9 protein-coding genes are annotated in these 15,758 nt (G+C 58.6%); 4 read left to right on the top strand and 5 right to left on the bottom strand.

Going from position 1 to position 15,758, the window contains the following annotated elements:
- Positions 1–18: 18 nt before the first annotated feature.
- Both AC3ITY_RS05295 and AC3ITY_RS05290 read left to right on the top strand, forming a co-directional pair.
- Positions 19–3,132 (top strand): transglycosylase domain-containing protein, encoded by a 3,114-nt coding sequence (locus AC3ITY_RS05295; RefSeq protein ID WP_489308005.1) that lies wholly within the window; start codon positions 19–21, stop codon positions 3,130–3,132.
- Between the two features lie 171 nt (positions 3,133–3,303).
- The gene (locus AC3ITY_RS05290) at positions 3,304–7,953 is read left to right on the top strand and encodes a dermonecrotic toxin domain-containing protein (protein WP_489308004.1); all 4,650 of its coding nucleotides are present in this window, start codon (positions 3,304–3,306) and stop codon (positions 7,951–7,953) included.
- Positions 7,954–8,002: 49 nt separating this feature from the next.
- Here the strand turns inward: AC3ITY_RS05290 and AC3ITY_RS05285 are convergent, their stop codons facing one another.
- The 5 genes from AC3ITY_RS05285 to AC3ITY_RS05265 all read right to left on the bottom strand — a co-directional run bounded on the left by AC3ITY_RS05285 (position 8,003) and on the right by AC3ITY_RS05265 (position 13,781).
- Positions 8,003–8,497, bottom strand: coding sequence for a CS1 type fimbrial major subunit (locus tag AC3ITY_RS05285; RefSeq protein WP_489308003.1), 495 nt, complete (start codon positions 8,495–8,497; stop codon positions 8,003–8,005).
- Positions 8,498–8,560: 63 nt separating this feature from the next.
- Positions 8,561–9,304 carry a pilus assembly protein gene (locus tag AC3ITY_RS05280; RefSeq protein WP_046041011.1) on the bottom strand — a complete coding sequence of 248 codons (744 nt, stop codon included), beginning with the start codon at positions 9,302–9,304 and terminating at the stop codon, positions 8,561–8,563.
- Positions 9,305–9,363: 59 nt separating this feature from the next.
- On the bottom strand, positions 9,364–10,632 hold the full coding sequence (locus AC3ITY_RS05275; RefSeq protein WP_489308001.1) for a hypothetical protein: 1,269 nt from the start codon (positions 10,630–10,632) through the stop codon (positions 9,364–9,366).
- Positions 10,633–10,667: 35 nt separating this feature from the next.
- The gene (locus AC3ITY_RS05270) at positions 10,668–13,190 is read right to left on the bottom strand and encodes a TcfC E-set like domain-containing protein (RefSeq protein ID WP_489307999.1); all 2,523 of its coding nucleotides are present in this window, start codon (positions 13,188–13,190) and stop codon (positions 10,668–10,670) included.
- Between the two features lie 111 nt (positions 13,191–13,301).
- On the bottom strand, positions 13,302–13,781 hold the full coding sequence (locus AC3ITY_RS05265; protein ID WP_489307997.1) for a CS1 type fimbrial major subunit: 480 nt from the start codon (positions 13,779–13,781) through the stop codon (positions 13,302–13,304).
- A 504-nt stretch (positions 13,782–14,285) separates the two neighbouring features.
- Here AC3ITY_RS05265 and AC3ITY_RS05260 point away from each other — a divergent pair.
- The gene (locus tag AC3ITY_RS05260; RefSeq protein ID WP_489307995.1) at positions 14,286–14,861 is read left to right on the top strand and encodes a PadR family transcriptional regulator; all 576 of its coding nucleotides are present in this window, start codon (positions 14,286–14,288) and stop codon (positions 14,859–14,861) included.
- Complete coding sequence (locus AC3ITY_RS05255) at positions 14,858–15,640, top strand: siderophore-interacting protein (protein ID WP_489307993.1); 783 nt, start codon at positions 14,858–14,860, stop codon at positions 15,638–15,640. The genes AC3ITY_RS05260 and AC3ITY_RS05255 overlap by 4 nt, the downstream gene beginning before the upstream one ends.
- The last annotated feature ends 118 nt before the right edge of the window (positions 15,641–15,758 follow it).

Genomic DNA, 15,758 nt, shown 5'->3' with positions numbered 1-15,758 from the left:
TGAATGGATCAGTCGACTATGGGCGCTTTGTGGCAAACCGATTCGAGTAAAACCGTGGTTCCGAATGAACGTGAGGATGAAGCGCCTATTCCTGAAAAACCCCGTCGCTCCAGGCACGGATGGGGAGCGTTCTGGCTATTGCTGTTGATAATCGCGATTGTCGCGGGGCTGGCGGCTGCGAGGGAAATGCGTACCTCGAGGTTCCAGGCCCGGGAAGTCAGCAAATACGCCGCGTCCCTGAACTATGAGCTCAAACCCGGCCCCAGCGATGCGATTCGCTATCCAGGCGACGGTCCGTTCGATCGGCGCCTGGGCTACAGCTCGCTGGATGAGTTCCTGCCGCGCCTGATCAAGCGAAATTTTGTCGTCGAGGCGCAAACCCGCTTTTCCCCGGCGCTGTTGAAGTACAGCGACAAGGGACTGTTCGTGCCTTATGCCGAGAAAATCCAGGCCGGGCTGTCGATCACCGATTGCCGTGCAGCCCCGCTGTACCAGTACAACTATCCGCAGCAGCTTTATTCAAGCTTTGCCTCGATCCCGCCGGTGGTGGTCAACAGCCTGCTGTTCATCGAGAACCGCTTCCTGCTCGACCCCAAGCAACCGCTGGCCAACCCGGCGGTGGACTGGCCGCGATTCGGCATGGCGGCGTGGTCCCAGGTGGCCAAGATATTGCACGTGCCCGGCCAATCCGCCGGTGGCAGTACCCTGGCCACGCAACTGGAAAAGTACCGGCATTCCCCCGATGGCTTGACGGTCAACGGCGCGGAAAAGATTCGCCAGATGATTTCCGCCACCGTGCGCGCCTACCAGGCCGGGCCACAAACCCTCGAAGCCCGGCAGAACGTGGTTCGCGACTACCTCAACAGCGTGCCGTTGTCGGCCGTACCGGGCCACGGTGAAGTGCACGGCATGGCTGAAGGGTTGCGCGTGTGGTACGGCTCCGACTTCAATCAGGCCAACGAAGCTCTTTCCAGCACTGCGACGGATCCAAAAACCATGGCGGAAAAAGGCCTGGCCCTGCGTGAAATGCTGTCGTTGATGATTGCCCAGCGCCGCCCGTCGCATTACCTGACCAAGGGTCACGATGAACTGGCCGACCTCACCGACAGCCATATTCGCCTGCTGGCGCAAAACAGCGTGATCGATGCTCAGCTCGCCGCAGCAGCCCTGACCAGCAAAGTGACCTACCGCGACTGGGCCACCCAGCCGACCATTCAACCGATCGAAGCCAACAAGGGCATCAGTGTCGCGCGCAGCCGTCTGGCCGGCATGCTCAATCGTCCGCTGTATGACCTCGACCGCCTCGACCTCTCCGCCACCAGCACCCTGCAAGGCGAGTTGCAAGCCGAGGCCACCGAGTACCTGAAAAAACTCGCCGACCCTGAGTTTGCCACGCAAATCGGCCTGATCGGCGAACGCCTTCTGACCACCACCAGCACCACCCAGGTGCGCTACAGCTTCACCCTGTTCGAACTGACTCCGGACGGCTCGCGGGTTCGGGTGCAGACCGACAGCACCGACCAGCCATTCGACATCAACGAAGGCAGCAAACTGGAACTGGGCTCTACCGCGAAAATGCGCGTGCTGACCACCTACCTGCAAATCATCTCCGAGCTGCACGACAAATACGCCGGCATGGCCGTCCCGGAACTGAAGAAAGTCGACGTGCCGGATCAGGACCGCCTGAGCCGCTGGGCGGTCGATTACCTGATCGAGAACAAGGACCGCGACCTGCAAAAAATGCTCGGTGCAGCCCTGGACCGTAAATACTCCGCCAGCCCTGGCGAGGCATTCTTCACCGGGGGTGGCCTGCATGTGTTCCACAACTTCCGCAAGGAAGACAACGGCCGGATACCGACCCTGCGCGACGCCCTGCGCGAGTCGATCAACCTGCCGTTCATTCGCCTGATGCGTGACCTGGTGCGCTACACCACCTACTCCGGCCCGAACAGCAGTGCCGAACTGCTCAAGGACGACCGCGACCCGCGGCGCCAGGAATACCTGGCCGAATTCGCCGACCACGAGGGCACTTCGTTCCTGCTCAAGTTCTGGAAAAAGTACAAGAACAAGGATACCCAGGACCGGCTCGACACCTTCCTCGACAGCATGCGGCCGACCCCGATCCGCTTGGCCGCCGTACACCGCTACCTGCTGCCACAGGCCAGTCAGGAAAGCTTCAACGCCTTCGTGCGCTCGCACCTCACGGGAGCCAAGCTCACGGAAAAACTCACTGACGAACGTCTCGTGCGGCTCTACGAGGCCTACGCTCCCGGCTCCTACGACCTGCCGGACCAGGGCTTCATCGCCAAGGTTCACCCGCTGGACCTGTGGCTGATGGGCTACCTGCTCAATCACCCCGACGCCAAGTGGGGTGAAATCGTCAAAGCCAGCCAGTTCGAGCGCCAGGAGGTCTACAGCTGGCTGTTCAAAAGCAGACACAAGGGTGCCCGCGACAGTCGCATCCGCACCATGCTGGAGATCGAAGCGTTCCTCGACATCCACCAGCGCTGGCAGAAAGTCGGCTATCCGTTCGACCACCTGGTGCCGTCGCTGGCCACCGCCATCGGCAGCTCCGGCGACCGTCCCGCAGCCCTGGCCGAATTGATCGGCACCATCCTCAACGATGGCGTGCGCATGCCGACCCTGCGTATCGACAGCCTGCATTTCGCTGCGAACACGCCCTATGAAACCCAACTGATCAATGACCCGGACGTCGGCAAACGGGTGATGCCATCCGAGGTGGCGACCGCCATGCGCGAAGCCCTTTCACAGGTGGTAGATGCCGGTACGGCCAAGCGCGTGGCCGGCAGTTTCAAACTGCCGGATGGCAGCCCGCTGGCCATGGGCGGCAAGACCGGTACTGGTGACAACCGTATCGAAGCCATCGGTTCCGGCGGACGGATCTTGAGTTCGAAATCGCTCAACCGCACGGCCACGTTCGTGTTCTACATCGGCGATACCCACTTTGGCACCCTGACCGCGTACGTGCCGGGCCGCTCGGCGGAGAGCTTCACTTTCACCTCGGCGTTGCCAGTGCAGGTGCTCAAAGGCATGGCGCCGATTCTGACGCCGTACCTGCAACCGGGCACCCACACGATGTGCCAGCCAACCGCGGCAACGGCTGTTCGCTAAGCATTACCAAAAACCAGTGCCGAGGTGGCGGTAACTATCTATTTTTCACTCCTTGATTTTGGGAGGCTCGGGGCAAAACAGACATCCTTTCAAATCAGTTTTTGAGCTTTTTTCGGGGGCCACGCGTACCTAGTCTGTTCGTTCCATTATTGATCAACGGACGATCAGACAATGCCCAACCCGTATAAAACTCCAGATTCGCTCGCCAATGATCTGGCCGATAAAAGTATCCATTTCGAACGGGTCAAACAGGCCATCCCTTCCTGGCTGAAAGACACTTCCATCACTCGCGTCAATGAACTGAAAGCCGACAGGGTGATCCTTCCAGACCCGCTGCGGGACGCCACCCAGGCGCTGCAGCAACGCCTGAAGCACGGCATCAAGCTCAGCTGGACTGCGCAAAACGAAGTAGATCGCGCACTGAGCGAACTGCAGGATGTCTACGCATTTGCCCGTCCCATCCTGCAACAGGCACTGAAGGACCGCTTCGGCGTCGACGACGATGTCGAGCAGACCTGGCTACACTTGTATGCACCTGTGAAAACATCCTGGTGGGTGCATGACTTTTCAGGCGGTACCACCAGCCGGACCGTCTCGCTACTGGACGCCGCCCTGCATAATTTTTCGCTCGACGAGTCATTTCACCAAGACTCCGAGTTCATCACCCGCCCCGACGCTCGCGGGCATTTCGGGGTCAAACACCTCAAGCACAAACTGAGCATCGATCAGTTCAAATCACTGTGCCGCGAACTGAACATCGGTGCGAGATACCAACAGCATCTGAACGAGTTTTTGCTGTCGACCAACAGAGTGGCGAGTAATTACCTGCGCTACATCGTCATTCGCAGTCAGAAAAGTGCGCTGAATGTTGCGGCACAAATGGCCCTGATGAAAAAGGACATCGACCAGGAGGCCTATGACGTCGTGCAAGGCATGCTCGACGATCGTTCACAACTGCAATGGCACGGGCAGCCCGTCGGCTATTACAACCTGTCGATGATGGACACGCGCCTGGTTGGCATTGTGCTGATCGCCCCCGATGTATTCACCGCCACAGGTACCGTCCCGGTCCTGGCGTATGTTCCCCATGACCCGCAGCATCCGCTCAAGCTGTACCCGTCGACGCTCGATTTCATGGCGCAACTGACACGCCAGCTGCGCGATGGCACCTCCAGCAAAAGTTATCAACAGTACTTCAGCCAGTTCGTACCCCATCAGCAACGCGGGCATTTTTTTGCCGGACTCAATGACCGCCTGAGCAAAATCGAATGGCAGCCGGTCCCACCTGGCTCCAACCTGCCCAGTTGGCGTGAAACACCCGTGACCAACCCCGACTTGAAGTTCAGCCTGTCGAGCGTCAAGACCGACAGAGAGACTGTTTTCAAGAATGATCTTTGGGGTTACTACTACCGCCAGAAGCTCAACAAGATTCTCAACGATGGGCGGGAAATCGCGATTTCCACCGAGTACGCCGATCGCATGGCCCGCTGGGCCTGGTGGGATAACCTGGAAAAAATGCTGTCGGACATTCTCAACGTCGCGTTGCTGGTGGCGACGCCGCTTGTCCCCGGCCTGGGCGAGCTGATGCTGGCCTACACCGCTTATCAACTGACCGATGAAGTGGTCGAGGGTATCGTCGACCTGGCCGAAAGTCATTTTGCCGAAGCAGCAGAACAAACCATCAGCGTGCTGGAAAGCGTCGTCCAGTTGGGCGCATTTGCGGCGGGCGGCGCAATCGGCAATGTCGCGCGGGCGAAACTTTCGCCGTTCTTCGAAGGACTCAAGCCAGTGCAAACGGCCGATGGGCGGACGCGGTTGTGGAATCCTGACCTTACCCCCTATCAACAATCGAACCTGACCTTGCCCACAGACGCCAGGCCCGATGCACAGGGGATTTACCAGCATCAAGGGCAACAGATTCTACGACTGGACGATCAATTGTTCGCCGTGCGAACAGACCCGGTGACCGGACAACACCGTATTCAGCATCCACAACGCCCCGACGCGTATACCCCGAACCTGCGGCACAACAGTCATGGTGCCTGGGTCAGTGAAACGGAAAACCCGCGCGAGTGGGAAGGCACGACCCTGATGCGTCGCCTGGGCCATACGACCGATGCCTTCAACGACACGCAACTGGAGCGGATCCGGCAGATCAGCGGCACTGAAGAGGCCGCGCTGCGCAGGATGCACGTCGAGCACGCCCCACCGCCGCCTTTGCTGACCGACACCCTGCAACGCCTGGGGGCACCGGTGAATCCGCCTCCTGTGTTGTCCCCCGAAATGGCTGCTCTATTCAGCGGTTTTCCCGAACTGCCCGACCCCGTCGCGGAAAAAATCTTCGCCGGCGCCACCCATTCGGAACGCCAGCAGACTACCCGGCACAAGCGCCTGCCCTTGCGCCTGAAAAGCCAGGCCAGGGAACTTCAATTCGAAACCCAAGCCGTCCGCGCCGCCCACGGCCTGTACGACAACGCGTTGGTCAGTGGTGATACCGAACGCCTGGTGCTGGGCACCTTGCGCACGCAAACCGATACCTTCGGCAACCTGCGCATCGAAATCCGCCAAGGCGCGCTCGACGGCGAGCTGCGATGCAGCGCCGGGCCGGAAGATGCAGCACAAGTACGGATCATGATTCGCGACGAATCCGGAAAATACGAAGTGCGTGACGCCGAGGATCAGCAGATCCACGCAGCCGATGATTTTCTTCCAGCCCTGCTCCAGGCCATGGGCCGGGATGGGCGCAGAGCGGTGGGATATCGAGCGGGGGATGTCGGGTTCTTCAAGCACTGGATCATCGCCAAGACCGAGACACCGAGCGAGCGCCGGGCGGTTCTGGCCACACCACCTATTCGTGCTGTGACCGAGCACGAAACCCTGCTGTTGGTACGTGGTCCCGTTATCAGCAGGTCCGGCGAAACACTGCACGAGCGGATTCACGACCTGCATCCTCACTTTAGCGACAACGAGGTCGACACCTTTGCCCAGGCTCTGATCGAAAAGGGCGAACCGATGACACGTCTGGAGGAACAGAAAAATGATCTCGACGAACTACGCAGGACTGTCGAACTCTGGGAGCACCAATTCGCCGGGCTGGATGCCGATAATCCGATTCCTTTGCGTGGCGTCCGGCAACACATTGCCCTGGGCTTGCTCGACTGTTTTGAGCGAAAAAACACCAATCTCGGTAGCCGTACTGATCCGCACCGTTATGCGCTGGATCTGTCAGAGGACCTGCTGCCGCTGGACCTGGAATCCGGGTGGCCGGAACGACCGCAGCTAAAAAGGTTTCTGGACAAGGTCACGATCCTGAAACTCGACAACACGCGTTTTTCCGGCAAGGCGAACGGCTTGTTGAAAGATTTCCCCAACCTTCGCGAACTCAGCGCCCGCCGGTGCGAGCTGACAAGCCTGCCGGAACACATTGGCACCATGCATCGGCTGGAACGCCTGCGCTTGAGTGACAACGAGATCGTTCTGGACGCCCCCGCAGTGGAGAAACTAAAGCACCTGACCTATCTGGAAATACTCAAGCTCGAAGGTAACCCTCTGGCAATGGCACCGGACATTCGTCGCATGCCCAGGCTCAAAGTTGTGGCCTTGAAAAACACCGGCCTGACCACCTGGCCCGTCGGCACCCTGGCCAAAAATCGACCAAGGGGTTTTCTCCTGGACCTGCGGGACAATCCCCTCAGCGTAATTCCCGAGGTGGTGCCCGGCAGGCCCGAAGCCTGGGTCGTTGCGCGCACCCGCCTCAACGTCGGTGATTTGTCGGATATAAACCAACTGCGATATCAGGAGATTCGTCGCTCAGTGGGATTGCCTCCCGAACCTCTGGTGATTTCTCACCCGATGGAGTACGGGGTCAATGCCAATGATTGGGCCAATGTACCGGGGTTGGGGGTAGAACGGATCGCCTCTTTCCGGGAACTGTCCGACGACCCTCGGTCCCATGCGTTTATCGACGTCGTGCTCAAACAGAAAAACACTGCGGACTTTGCCGCTGGCGGCTCTGCTCGCCAGCAATTGGTACAGCGCATGGCACGCATGCTCGATGCCGTGTACATCGACACTCAGCTGCGCGAACAGCTCTACATCATGGCCATCGCCCCCGTCGATTGTGCCGATGCCGGTGCGCAGTTGTTCAATAGCATGGGCATTCGCGTGCTCGCCTCCGAGGCCTATTCGTACTCCACCGATCCGGCGCAGCTTCAGCGCAAACTGGTGACCCTGGCCAAAGGCGCGGCACGACTGGATCACGTCAATGAGGTTGCCCGGGCCGATGTTGCCAGCCGTGGCGGCAATCCTGACGAGGTCGAAATCTACCTGGCTTACCAGACGGGTCTCGCCTCGCGGTTAAACCTGCCGTGGCAATCCGAAGGCATGCTGTACCGAACGGTTGCCGGTGTAACTGACACCATGATCGATCAGGCGTACGACACGGTGCTGGCCCTGGGCGAAGGCGATGGTCTGATCAACAAGATGCTTGAGGTGGACTTCTGGGAGCGTTACTTGCGTGAAAAATGGCCTGTTGGAACGGAGATGAACAAACATCTCTACCAGAGCAAATACGAAAAACTGGAGGAGCTGCGCACAACCCAGCGTCAGTGGCTCGAGTCGACGTCGGACGTTGAGAAAGCCGACCTGCGCAACCGGCTCAGGGAACTAATCAACGATCTGCCCGTTCCAGAGACCGTGGTCTTTGCCGATGAGCCCATCAGCGAAGCTGACTTCGATCGTTTTCTCGTCGACCTGGGTGACGAGGAGAAACAGATGGCGAGACAACTGACCCGAGAGGCTCTGCGCAAAGCCGGCCAGTAAAAGCCACACAGCAAGCCAAAGGCCGCCTGACGCGTCAGGCGGCCGCACATCAAGGCGCAGCGGCGATGAATATCAGTTGCACATTGCCGTAGTAAATACCCGGCTTGTATCCGCCGACAGGCACTTTCGGCACGATCTCCAGGGGAAAGCGGCCACCGGCAATTGCTTGCGCGGCGGTCAGTACTTCCCGCGGTCGTGGGTCATGGCTCAACTCCTTGCCATTGAAGCTGACGCGCAAATAAATGTTCTGATCGTCACGCCCGTTGGTCAGATACGGTTCTGCTTCCAACCGTGCTTCGATCGCACTGGTGTCGTGCTTGACGTCGAAATTCTTGCGCAGCCCCTCCAATGTCTTCGTATGGATGTTCCACGCTAACGTCTGTTCAAGGTGTATCCAGTTCGACTCGGCCGGGATGATGTAAAACCCCAGCGTCGGGATATCCACCGACACCTCGAACGTGCGCTCTTCCCGGGCAGCAAAAGCCTGGGTACTTATCAGCGCCATCACGCTCATCCACACGGCGATGGTCGATTGCTTGATCATGTCAGATACCTGTTGCGTCAAAAAATACCGCGAGCCAGCCAAAGTGACTCGCCCCTTCCGGTATTACTGGCTGGCGATGCGCAGCGTTTTTTTCGATGCACCTTCCACCAGGTTGAAGCGATACTCACGGCCGGGCTTCTTCTCGAACTCAAAGGTTTTACCGGCCAGAACGTGGTGTTTGGTGGTCGGCTCACACTCGGTTTCGTTTTTCAGCGAGCAGTTGCGAAACTCATCGATCAGCACCACGGTATTGCCGTTGTTGCGCAGCCGGTAAACGCCGGGACTGTCATCGATCACACTGTCGAAGCGACTGTTTTTCGGTCGGACAAAAAACACCGTGCCAAACCCGGTCATCACGTTGACCCCCGCCGACAGGTTCTGTTTGTAGGCATCGCGCTCTTCACTCGACACCGCGAATTCGTCTTCTTTCTCCGGCACTACCGGCACGAAGCGCACGCGGAAATAACGCTCGGTGTCACGTTCGCCCATGTGCAACAAGCGCGTGCCTTGCATACCTTTGGCCGGCACGATCAGTCGCGCGGGGCTGGCCATCAAGCCATCCCGACCGCTGCCGTCCGCCTGGGTCTTGACCGGAATTTCACGATGGCTGCCATCGGCGTCGTAGACGATTTCCAGGATGTTGACCTTGACGAACGCCGTGCTGTCTCCACTGTTGAACACGCGCTTGAGGTAGGTGCTCTTGTCGCTGTCAAGGTAGTCGTAAACCGTTCCGACGTTGATTTGCGGTCCGGCCTGAATACCCAAGGAAAACCCGCTCAAAACCAACAGTGCCCATAGACGTTTCATACCCTTGAATCTCCTGACATTGAATACAACCCCGGACCGAACCATCGATACGAAGCCCATCAGACTTCCGAATCCCAGATCACAGTGACATTGCCCCTGAAGAAGGGCCCCGCGCCTGGTGCCAACATGAACTCCATCTGGCTTGGCGGTACTTCAAAGTGCAGTACGCCCGGCGCTCTATCGACATAGAAACCCGGTTGAAACTGCAGTGCGTTAGCCGCTCCCGTTCGCAGGCGCATTTGCCTGACGGGTTGGCCGGCCAGGTCGGTCAGGCCATTGGGCAGGCTGACGCTGACGCGCAACTCAACGCCTCGTTTGGAGACTCGATCGTCCAATAGACATTCGTAGGGAAAACCGCTGAACTCACATTCCAACAGCATCTTGAAGCGCGACGACGCTGAAATATGGAACGTCTGGTCCCGAAACAGACGCACAGGTTTACGCCCCGCGTGCAACCAGCTTTGCCATCCGCCCGCCGGGACCAGTTGGATTTTTTCGCCGCCAGGGGGGATGTCGACCTTGAGGGTGTGCTGAACATCCAATACAAAATTCAGCGTCAGGTCGGGGTCGCTCGGCAGCATCACATCGCCCATGTCGAAGTCACCACCGGGACCAATTCGATAACTCACGTCCCCCGTATAAAGCCCGGACGACATCGTCAGCGGATTGGGGGTTTTAAGTTCATAGGAGAAGTCCAGGTAGTCATAAGTCATGGCCGGTATCGGAAAACTCGCAGTCTTGACGCAAGTCCCTTGTACCGGGGTCTTCCAGAAGAACCGGTAGTAGCTGTCCGAATACAGTCCGACACCACTGTAGCCGCAGGGAGGTGCCGCGTTTACCCAGCCTCCCCCCGGACCGCCCCACAAGGCGCGGTGCCCCTCAATGGCAGTGGCGGCACCTGTCAGATTGACCGCGGTATCACTGAGGATGTATCGGGAGCCGAAGCCGGCAATACGCACCTCGACGGTTTCCGTTTCGCCCGTTTCCCTGTTCGTCACCGTTAACGGACGCCACAGGGCCGGAACGCTGAACATCGCACTGTTGCGCGGCGACGCATTGGGCTGCATGGGGCTCGCCGACTCGAAGCTCATGGGCAGGCGAATGCTGAAGGTCTCGTTGTCCCGGCACTCACTGGGATAGTCGGCACAATAACCACTGACCGGCGTTTTATTAACGAACAGATTTCGTTGCGGGTTGGCAGAGTCCGGGGTGAACAGCGCCCGGATCTCCTGACTCACCGCCTGTGCCGAAGGCGCCGCGACGACGGCCAGCATCCCCAGCCAGCGACTGCGCCGCAGCAGTCGGGAATATGTAGACGTTAGATTCATGATCACACTCTCTTGAACATCGGAACCGGGGCCGTTCAACCTGCCGTGCGCCGGTTGGAAGTGGCATCCGCCAAGGTGTCCGGCGAACAACGCAGATCACCGATCATCAGCACGTTGTTTTCACTGCGGTGATTGTCGATATCCAGGCGGAACTGGCACAGCAACTGGTCCGCGTAACGCACTTCCAGGGTTGGCGAGCCGGCATTCATTTCCATTGAGAAGAAGCCATCGACTTCGCTAACCCCACGGCTGGCGTGGTTGATCACGTGATGGCCCTTGAGCGGCTGTCCTTGCGGGTCGAGCAAGCGGCCGAGCACGGTCAGGGTTTTCATGACCCGGACCTTGCGGTACTCCACCCCCCCCTTGTTCAGGTGATAGCGCGTGCGTGCCGGCTCGATGCTCGCCGCCGGGACGTCGTTGCCTTCGAAGTCGAAGCTCACCGAGCTGTTTTTGTAAGCGGTGAGCGGTATGAAATTGCGTCCGGGACGCAAGGCGGCGCTGCCGCCGCTGAGGTCGTCGGCACGTAGGGCGATGCCGTCGATGTCGGACTCGACATCGACAATCATCCCGGCGCCGCGGCCCTGATGCTGACTGGTCAACGCCATGCGCTGCGCTCCAACGACTAGCGTGCTGTCAAGGTTCAAACCACCGGTGAAATTGTCGTTGAAGGACGAACGCTGGATGAACCCGTCACCATTGATGGCATCGGTGCGAAAGTTCGCCAGACTCGACAATCCGACACCGTAGGTATCGGTCAGCGCGGTCACCGATACGCTCTGCAACACATGGTCTTGCAGGTCCTTGCGCCAACCCAGGGAGGCGTTGTTGTCACGGCTGCCATCACGGGCGGTGCGGCTGCCGATGCTGCCGGAAACCTGCTGCCCCGGGCCGCCGAGCGCCATGTTGATGCTCAGATCGACCCCGCGATTACGCGCATCACCACTGCTGTAACTGCCCGGACGATCAAACAGCGAGAGCCGCCAGTTGGCATCGCTGCCGAACAGAACGGTGCGTTGCGTCCAGCCCAGGTCCACCCCCATACCTTCGACGTTGCCCTCGCTGTGGGACACCCGTGCGTTGAGCGAGCTTTTGCGGCTGATCCGGTGGTTCAGCGCCAGTGAAGAATTGCTGGTCTGGCCGGTGAACACATTGCGCTGACGCACGCGGGTGCCGTCGGGCAATGTGTCGTAGGTGTTGGTGGTGTCGAGCCAACTGCGATTGTGGCTGATCACCAGACTGCCGGCGCCATAGTTGTACAGGCCTTGAAAATCGGCACCGGTGCCGTGGTCTTCGGTCTGGTACAGGTTGGCATAGAGGCTGACGCTGTTGGCCAGGCTCCAGTCGATGGAGCTGCCGTACTGCAGCTTGTCACTGACCTGGCGTGCCGATAGCCCGAGAATCACCCGTGGGTGCAGCAAGTAGTTGAATGACGCCCCCAGCGTCGCATCGCCGCTCTCCTGATCATTCCAATTACTCAGCAATTTGCTTTCCTGTCCGGCAAACAGGTTGTAGCGCCAACGCTCATCGTGGTTGCGCCAATTGTTCGGCTTGTAAATCAACTCCTGGGTGGTCGATGTGATTTGACCGTCTTCGATCAACCGCACTTCCACCTCGTAAATGCCACCGGGCAACGGACGGGTGTCGAGGGTTTGCAAACCCGCCGGGACCGACTGGGTATTGATCAGCAAGCCGTCGCGGTAAATTTCCACGGAACCCTGTCGGTTGGCCGTGACATAAACCGGATAGACACTGGGTTTCGGGCTGTCGATCGCCAGGCTGTCGGAACTGCCGTACATCACGCCCACCGCCGTATCGGGGCTATTGCCGAATGAACGGGGCTCGCGCGTCAGGCCTTCGGAGTTGGGGGTGAAGTAGCCCAGGCGGAAAAAACGGCCCTCCAGTTCGCGCTGGCTATAGAGCTCGTGCACCGCGTGGTAGGTCTTGTTGTCCGGACCGCCAAGACGGGACAGTTGCATGTTGAAGGTCTGGCTCCAGTTGCCCAGGCTGCCGCTGGCCTCCAGACCGAAACGACCGCCCAGGTCCTGATCCTGGCCGCCATTGAGATTGAGCTGGTTACGTACCATCAGGCCGTTGCTGCCGCCTTCGGGCTGATCGTAGAAACGCTTGGCTTCGCTGTCGCGCTCGGCATTTTCAGTGACGATCGACAGCAATGAATTTTCGAGGTTGTAGTGAACCGCCAGCATCTGCTCCGGGCATTGGCTTGTGCAGGTGCCCAGTGTCACACCGGGTTTGAGAATATCGGCCCAGGTATCACGCTCACTTGCGCTGAAGCGGCTTTCGCTGGTGTCAGTGAAATCGAGCAGCGTTACCCGGTCATCCCGGGACAACACAATCATCGCCTCCCCCAGCGGTTGTTGATCGAGTTCGACCCGAACCGCCAAGGGAACATCGAAAAAATGCTCCTCGAACTCGGCCGGCAAGCCCTTGGCCTGTGCCAGCAAACTTCGCGGCGAGTTATCAACGGAAGTGGGCGCCGCAAATGCACTGCTACATAACAGCAGCGCAAGCGCCGCCGCGATGGGCGTCATCGGGAACATGAACGAGTTCTCTAATTACGAAGGAGTTCAAGCACGGCCGACAAACCGGAAAGTTTGCCGACCGAGAACGTTACTTAAAACAAGTAAACGGTTTGCCGTCGCCGATACTACTTAGACGGAAGGCTCGACAACCAACATCACGACGCCGGTGTAATCGCCTGCATCAGGTTTTTGCGTGGTGACCGCACTGATTTTGAATGGCGCGCGATAACGGGTATTGGACTCTTCATCTCCAACAACTTCCTGTGAAGTGGTTGTCAGCGTCTTGCCATTGAGCTCGACTTTCAAGTCGATGCTTTTGTTACCGGCAATCAGCTTGGGGACGCCTTCAAGTCGTGCGTTTACCTTGCCGGCGGTATGAAGCACATCAAAGTGCCCATCGACGGATCTCATGGCGTTGGTAGAGGGGTTGTAGCTCATGTCCTGATCCTTGTTGACCAGATCAAAGTCAACCGGCACCGCATAGAAGTCGTCAGCATTGACAGTAGCAACCAGACTGATGGTGTGCCTGGCTTCGGTAGCGGCAAACGCCATCGAAGAACTCAGAGCCAGAACAGCCAGGGGAGCAGCGAACGCGATTTTCTTGAACATCTTTCAGTACCTGTGTTTTTAAAAGGATGAAGGGCTGAAAGTTCATGCAGAGCAAAACTGTCACGAGCAGCTATTTGCCAACCTGAACTTTCAACGCCGAAAGATGATCGACCAATTGTTCTTAAAAGTAAGCAAGAAAGTTCCTGCAAGTGCGTAGCCGGAGTGCCATGACAGCAGAAAGAAAAAAACGGAAATAACTATAAAAGCGATGCTTGACTGTAAGAGACAGACTACAAACAGCATCCTGCCTGCAATGATATTCGAGAGATTAACAAAGTACCTTCTGTAAGACCAATACCACAACCCCAGTAAACAATGGAGCAAACTAATACATTAGAGAGTTAACACTAATTTCTGAAATTTTACCTGTACTAATAAGCTCTATTTTTTCGATTTGACCTTCAAGCCAGGGCCGATGCAGGGACTGCCGTTGATCAGGAGCCTTTGCATTTTCATTAAGATATATCTTAAGTTGTATCTAAACACGACGAGAGAAAGCAGAAAATGAGAGACCATCATTCCCCCCACCGCGAGCACGGCGATGGCCGCGACGGCTTCGAAAAACGTCCCGCCCGCGAACGCGGCAGCCGTGGGCCCCGGGTGTTTGCCCCCGGCGATCTGAAGTTGTTGCTGCCGGCATTGATCGCCGAACAGCCGTGCCATGGCTACGACCTGATCCGCCAGATCGAAGGCATGTTCGAGGGCGCCTACTGCCCCAGCCCCGGTGTGATCTACCCGACCCTGACGTTCCTGGAAGAAAGCGAACTGATCTTGGGCGACGCCGAAGGCGGAAAAAAACGCTACACCATCACCGATGCCGGACGTCTATTCCTGCAAGAGCAAGCCGTAGCACTGGATGGTGTGCGCATGCGCATCGACGTCAGCAAGCGTTCGCTGCGCGGCCATGATCGCCCGGCGGAAATCCATGAAGCGGTGCATAACCTGCGCCACGCCTTGCAAATGCACCATGGGCGCTGGAGCCCGGAGGAAATTCTGCGGGTACGTGACCTGCTCAACAACACCGCCAAAGCCATCGTCGACGGCCCCGCCGTTCAACCCGTTCAGGAGAACGCCGAATGACTGAAGTGATCACCACCATTCACCGTGTCATGCACGAAATCAAACGCCGTCGCCTGGAAGTGCTGCGCGTGGTCGACCTGACCCCGCGCATGCGCCGGATTACCTTGGGTGGCCCTGAATTGGCGGGCTTCGTCAGCCTGGGCACGGACGATCACGTCAAACTGTTGTTCCCGCAAAACGCCGAGCAAGCCGCGGCGCTGGAAAACCTGGTGCTGGGCGCCGGCAAGGACAACGGTCCGCTGCCCGAGATGCGCGACTACACCCCGCGCCGCTACGACCTCGATACCCTGGAACTGGACATCGACTTTGTATTGCACGGCGACGGCCCGGCCTCGACCTGGGCGGCGCAGGCCCAACCCGGGCAGTTCCTGCACATCGGCGGGCCACGGGGTTCGATGATCGTGCCGGACATTTTCGACAGCTACTTGCTGATCGGCGACGAAACCGCCCTGCCCGCCATCGCCCGGCGTCTGGAAGGTCTGGCGGCGAATCGGCGGGCGCTGGTGATCGTCGAAGTGGAAAACGGCAAGGAGCAGCAGGTGCTGCACAGTGCGGCCGAGGTCAATGTGATCTGGGTGTTGCGCGAAGGTGGCAAGGACAATCTGTTGACCACCGTGCGCCAGATCCAGGTGCCAGCCGGCAGCCTGTACGCGTGGGTGGCGACCGAGAGCAAGGTGTCGCGGCAGATTCGTCGGGTGTTGCTCGATGAGCATGGGCTGGACGAACAGTTCGTCAAGGCGGTTGGGTACTGGAAACTGGGGGATGGCAGCGAGGAATAACCAGGTACAACAATGTGGCGAGGGGGCTTGCCCCCGTTCGGCTGCGAAGCAGTCGCAAAACAGGTAACCGCGGTGTGCCAGACCATCACCCGTCGCAGGTTTTAGCGCCGCTTCGCAG

The organism is Pseudomonas sp. GL_091 (assembly GCF_057837725.1).
The sequence above is the reverse complement of the archived record's forward strand: the minus strand, read 5'-3'. Positions and strand labels throughout refer to the sequence as shown.

Bases quoted from the DNA above. Each gene is read 5' to 3' on its own strand.
- AC3ITY_RS05295 (WP_489308005.1), top strand. From the start codon at position 19: ATGGGCGCTTTGTGGCAAACCGATTCGAGTAAAACCGTGGTTCCGAAT.
- AC3ITY_RS05290 (WP_489308004.1), top strand. From the start codon at position 3,304: ATGCCCAACCCGTATAAAACTCCAGATTCGCTCGCCAATGATCTGGCC.
- AC3ITY_RS05285 (WP_489308003.1), bottom strand. From the start codon at position 8,497: ATGATCAAGCAATCGACCATCGCCGTGTGGATGAGCGTGATGGCGCTG.
- AC3ITY_RS05280 (WP_046041011.1), bottom strand. From the start codon at position 9,304: ATGAAACGTCTATGGGCACTGTTGGTTTTGAGCGGGTTTTCCTTGGGT.
- AC3ITY_RS05275 (WP_489308001.1), bottom strand. From the start codon at position 10,632: ATGAATCTAACGTCTACATATTCCCGACTGCTGCGGCGCAGTCGCTGG.
- AC3ITY_RS05270 (WP_489307999.1), bottom strand. From the start codon at position 13,190: ATGTTCCCGATGACGCCCATCGCGGCGGCGCTTGCGCTGCTGTTATGT.
- AC3ITY_RS05265 (WP_489307997.1), bottom strand. From the start codon at position 13,781: ATGTTCAAGAAAATCGCGTTCGCTGCTCCCCTGGCTGTTCTGGCTCTG.
- AC3ITY_RS05260 (WP_489307995.1), top strand. From the start codon at position 14,286: ATGAGAGACCATCATTCCCCCCACCGCGAGCACGGCGATGGCCGCGAC.
- AC3ITY_RS05255 (WP_489307993.1), top strand. From the start codon at position 14,858: ATGACTGAAGTGATCACCACCATTCACCGTGTCATGCACGAAATCAAA.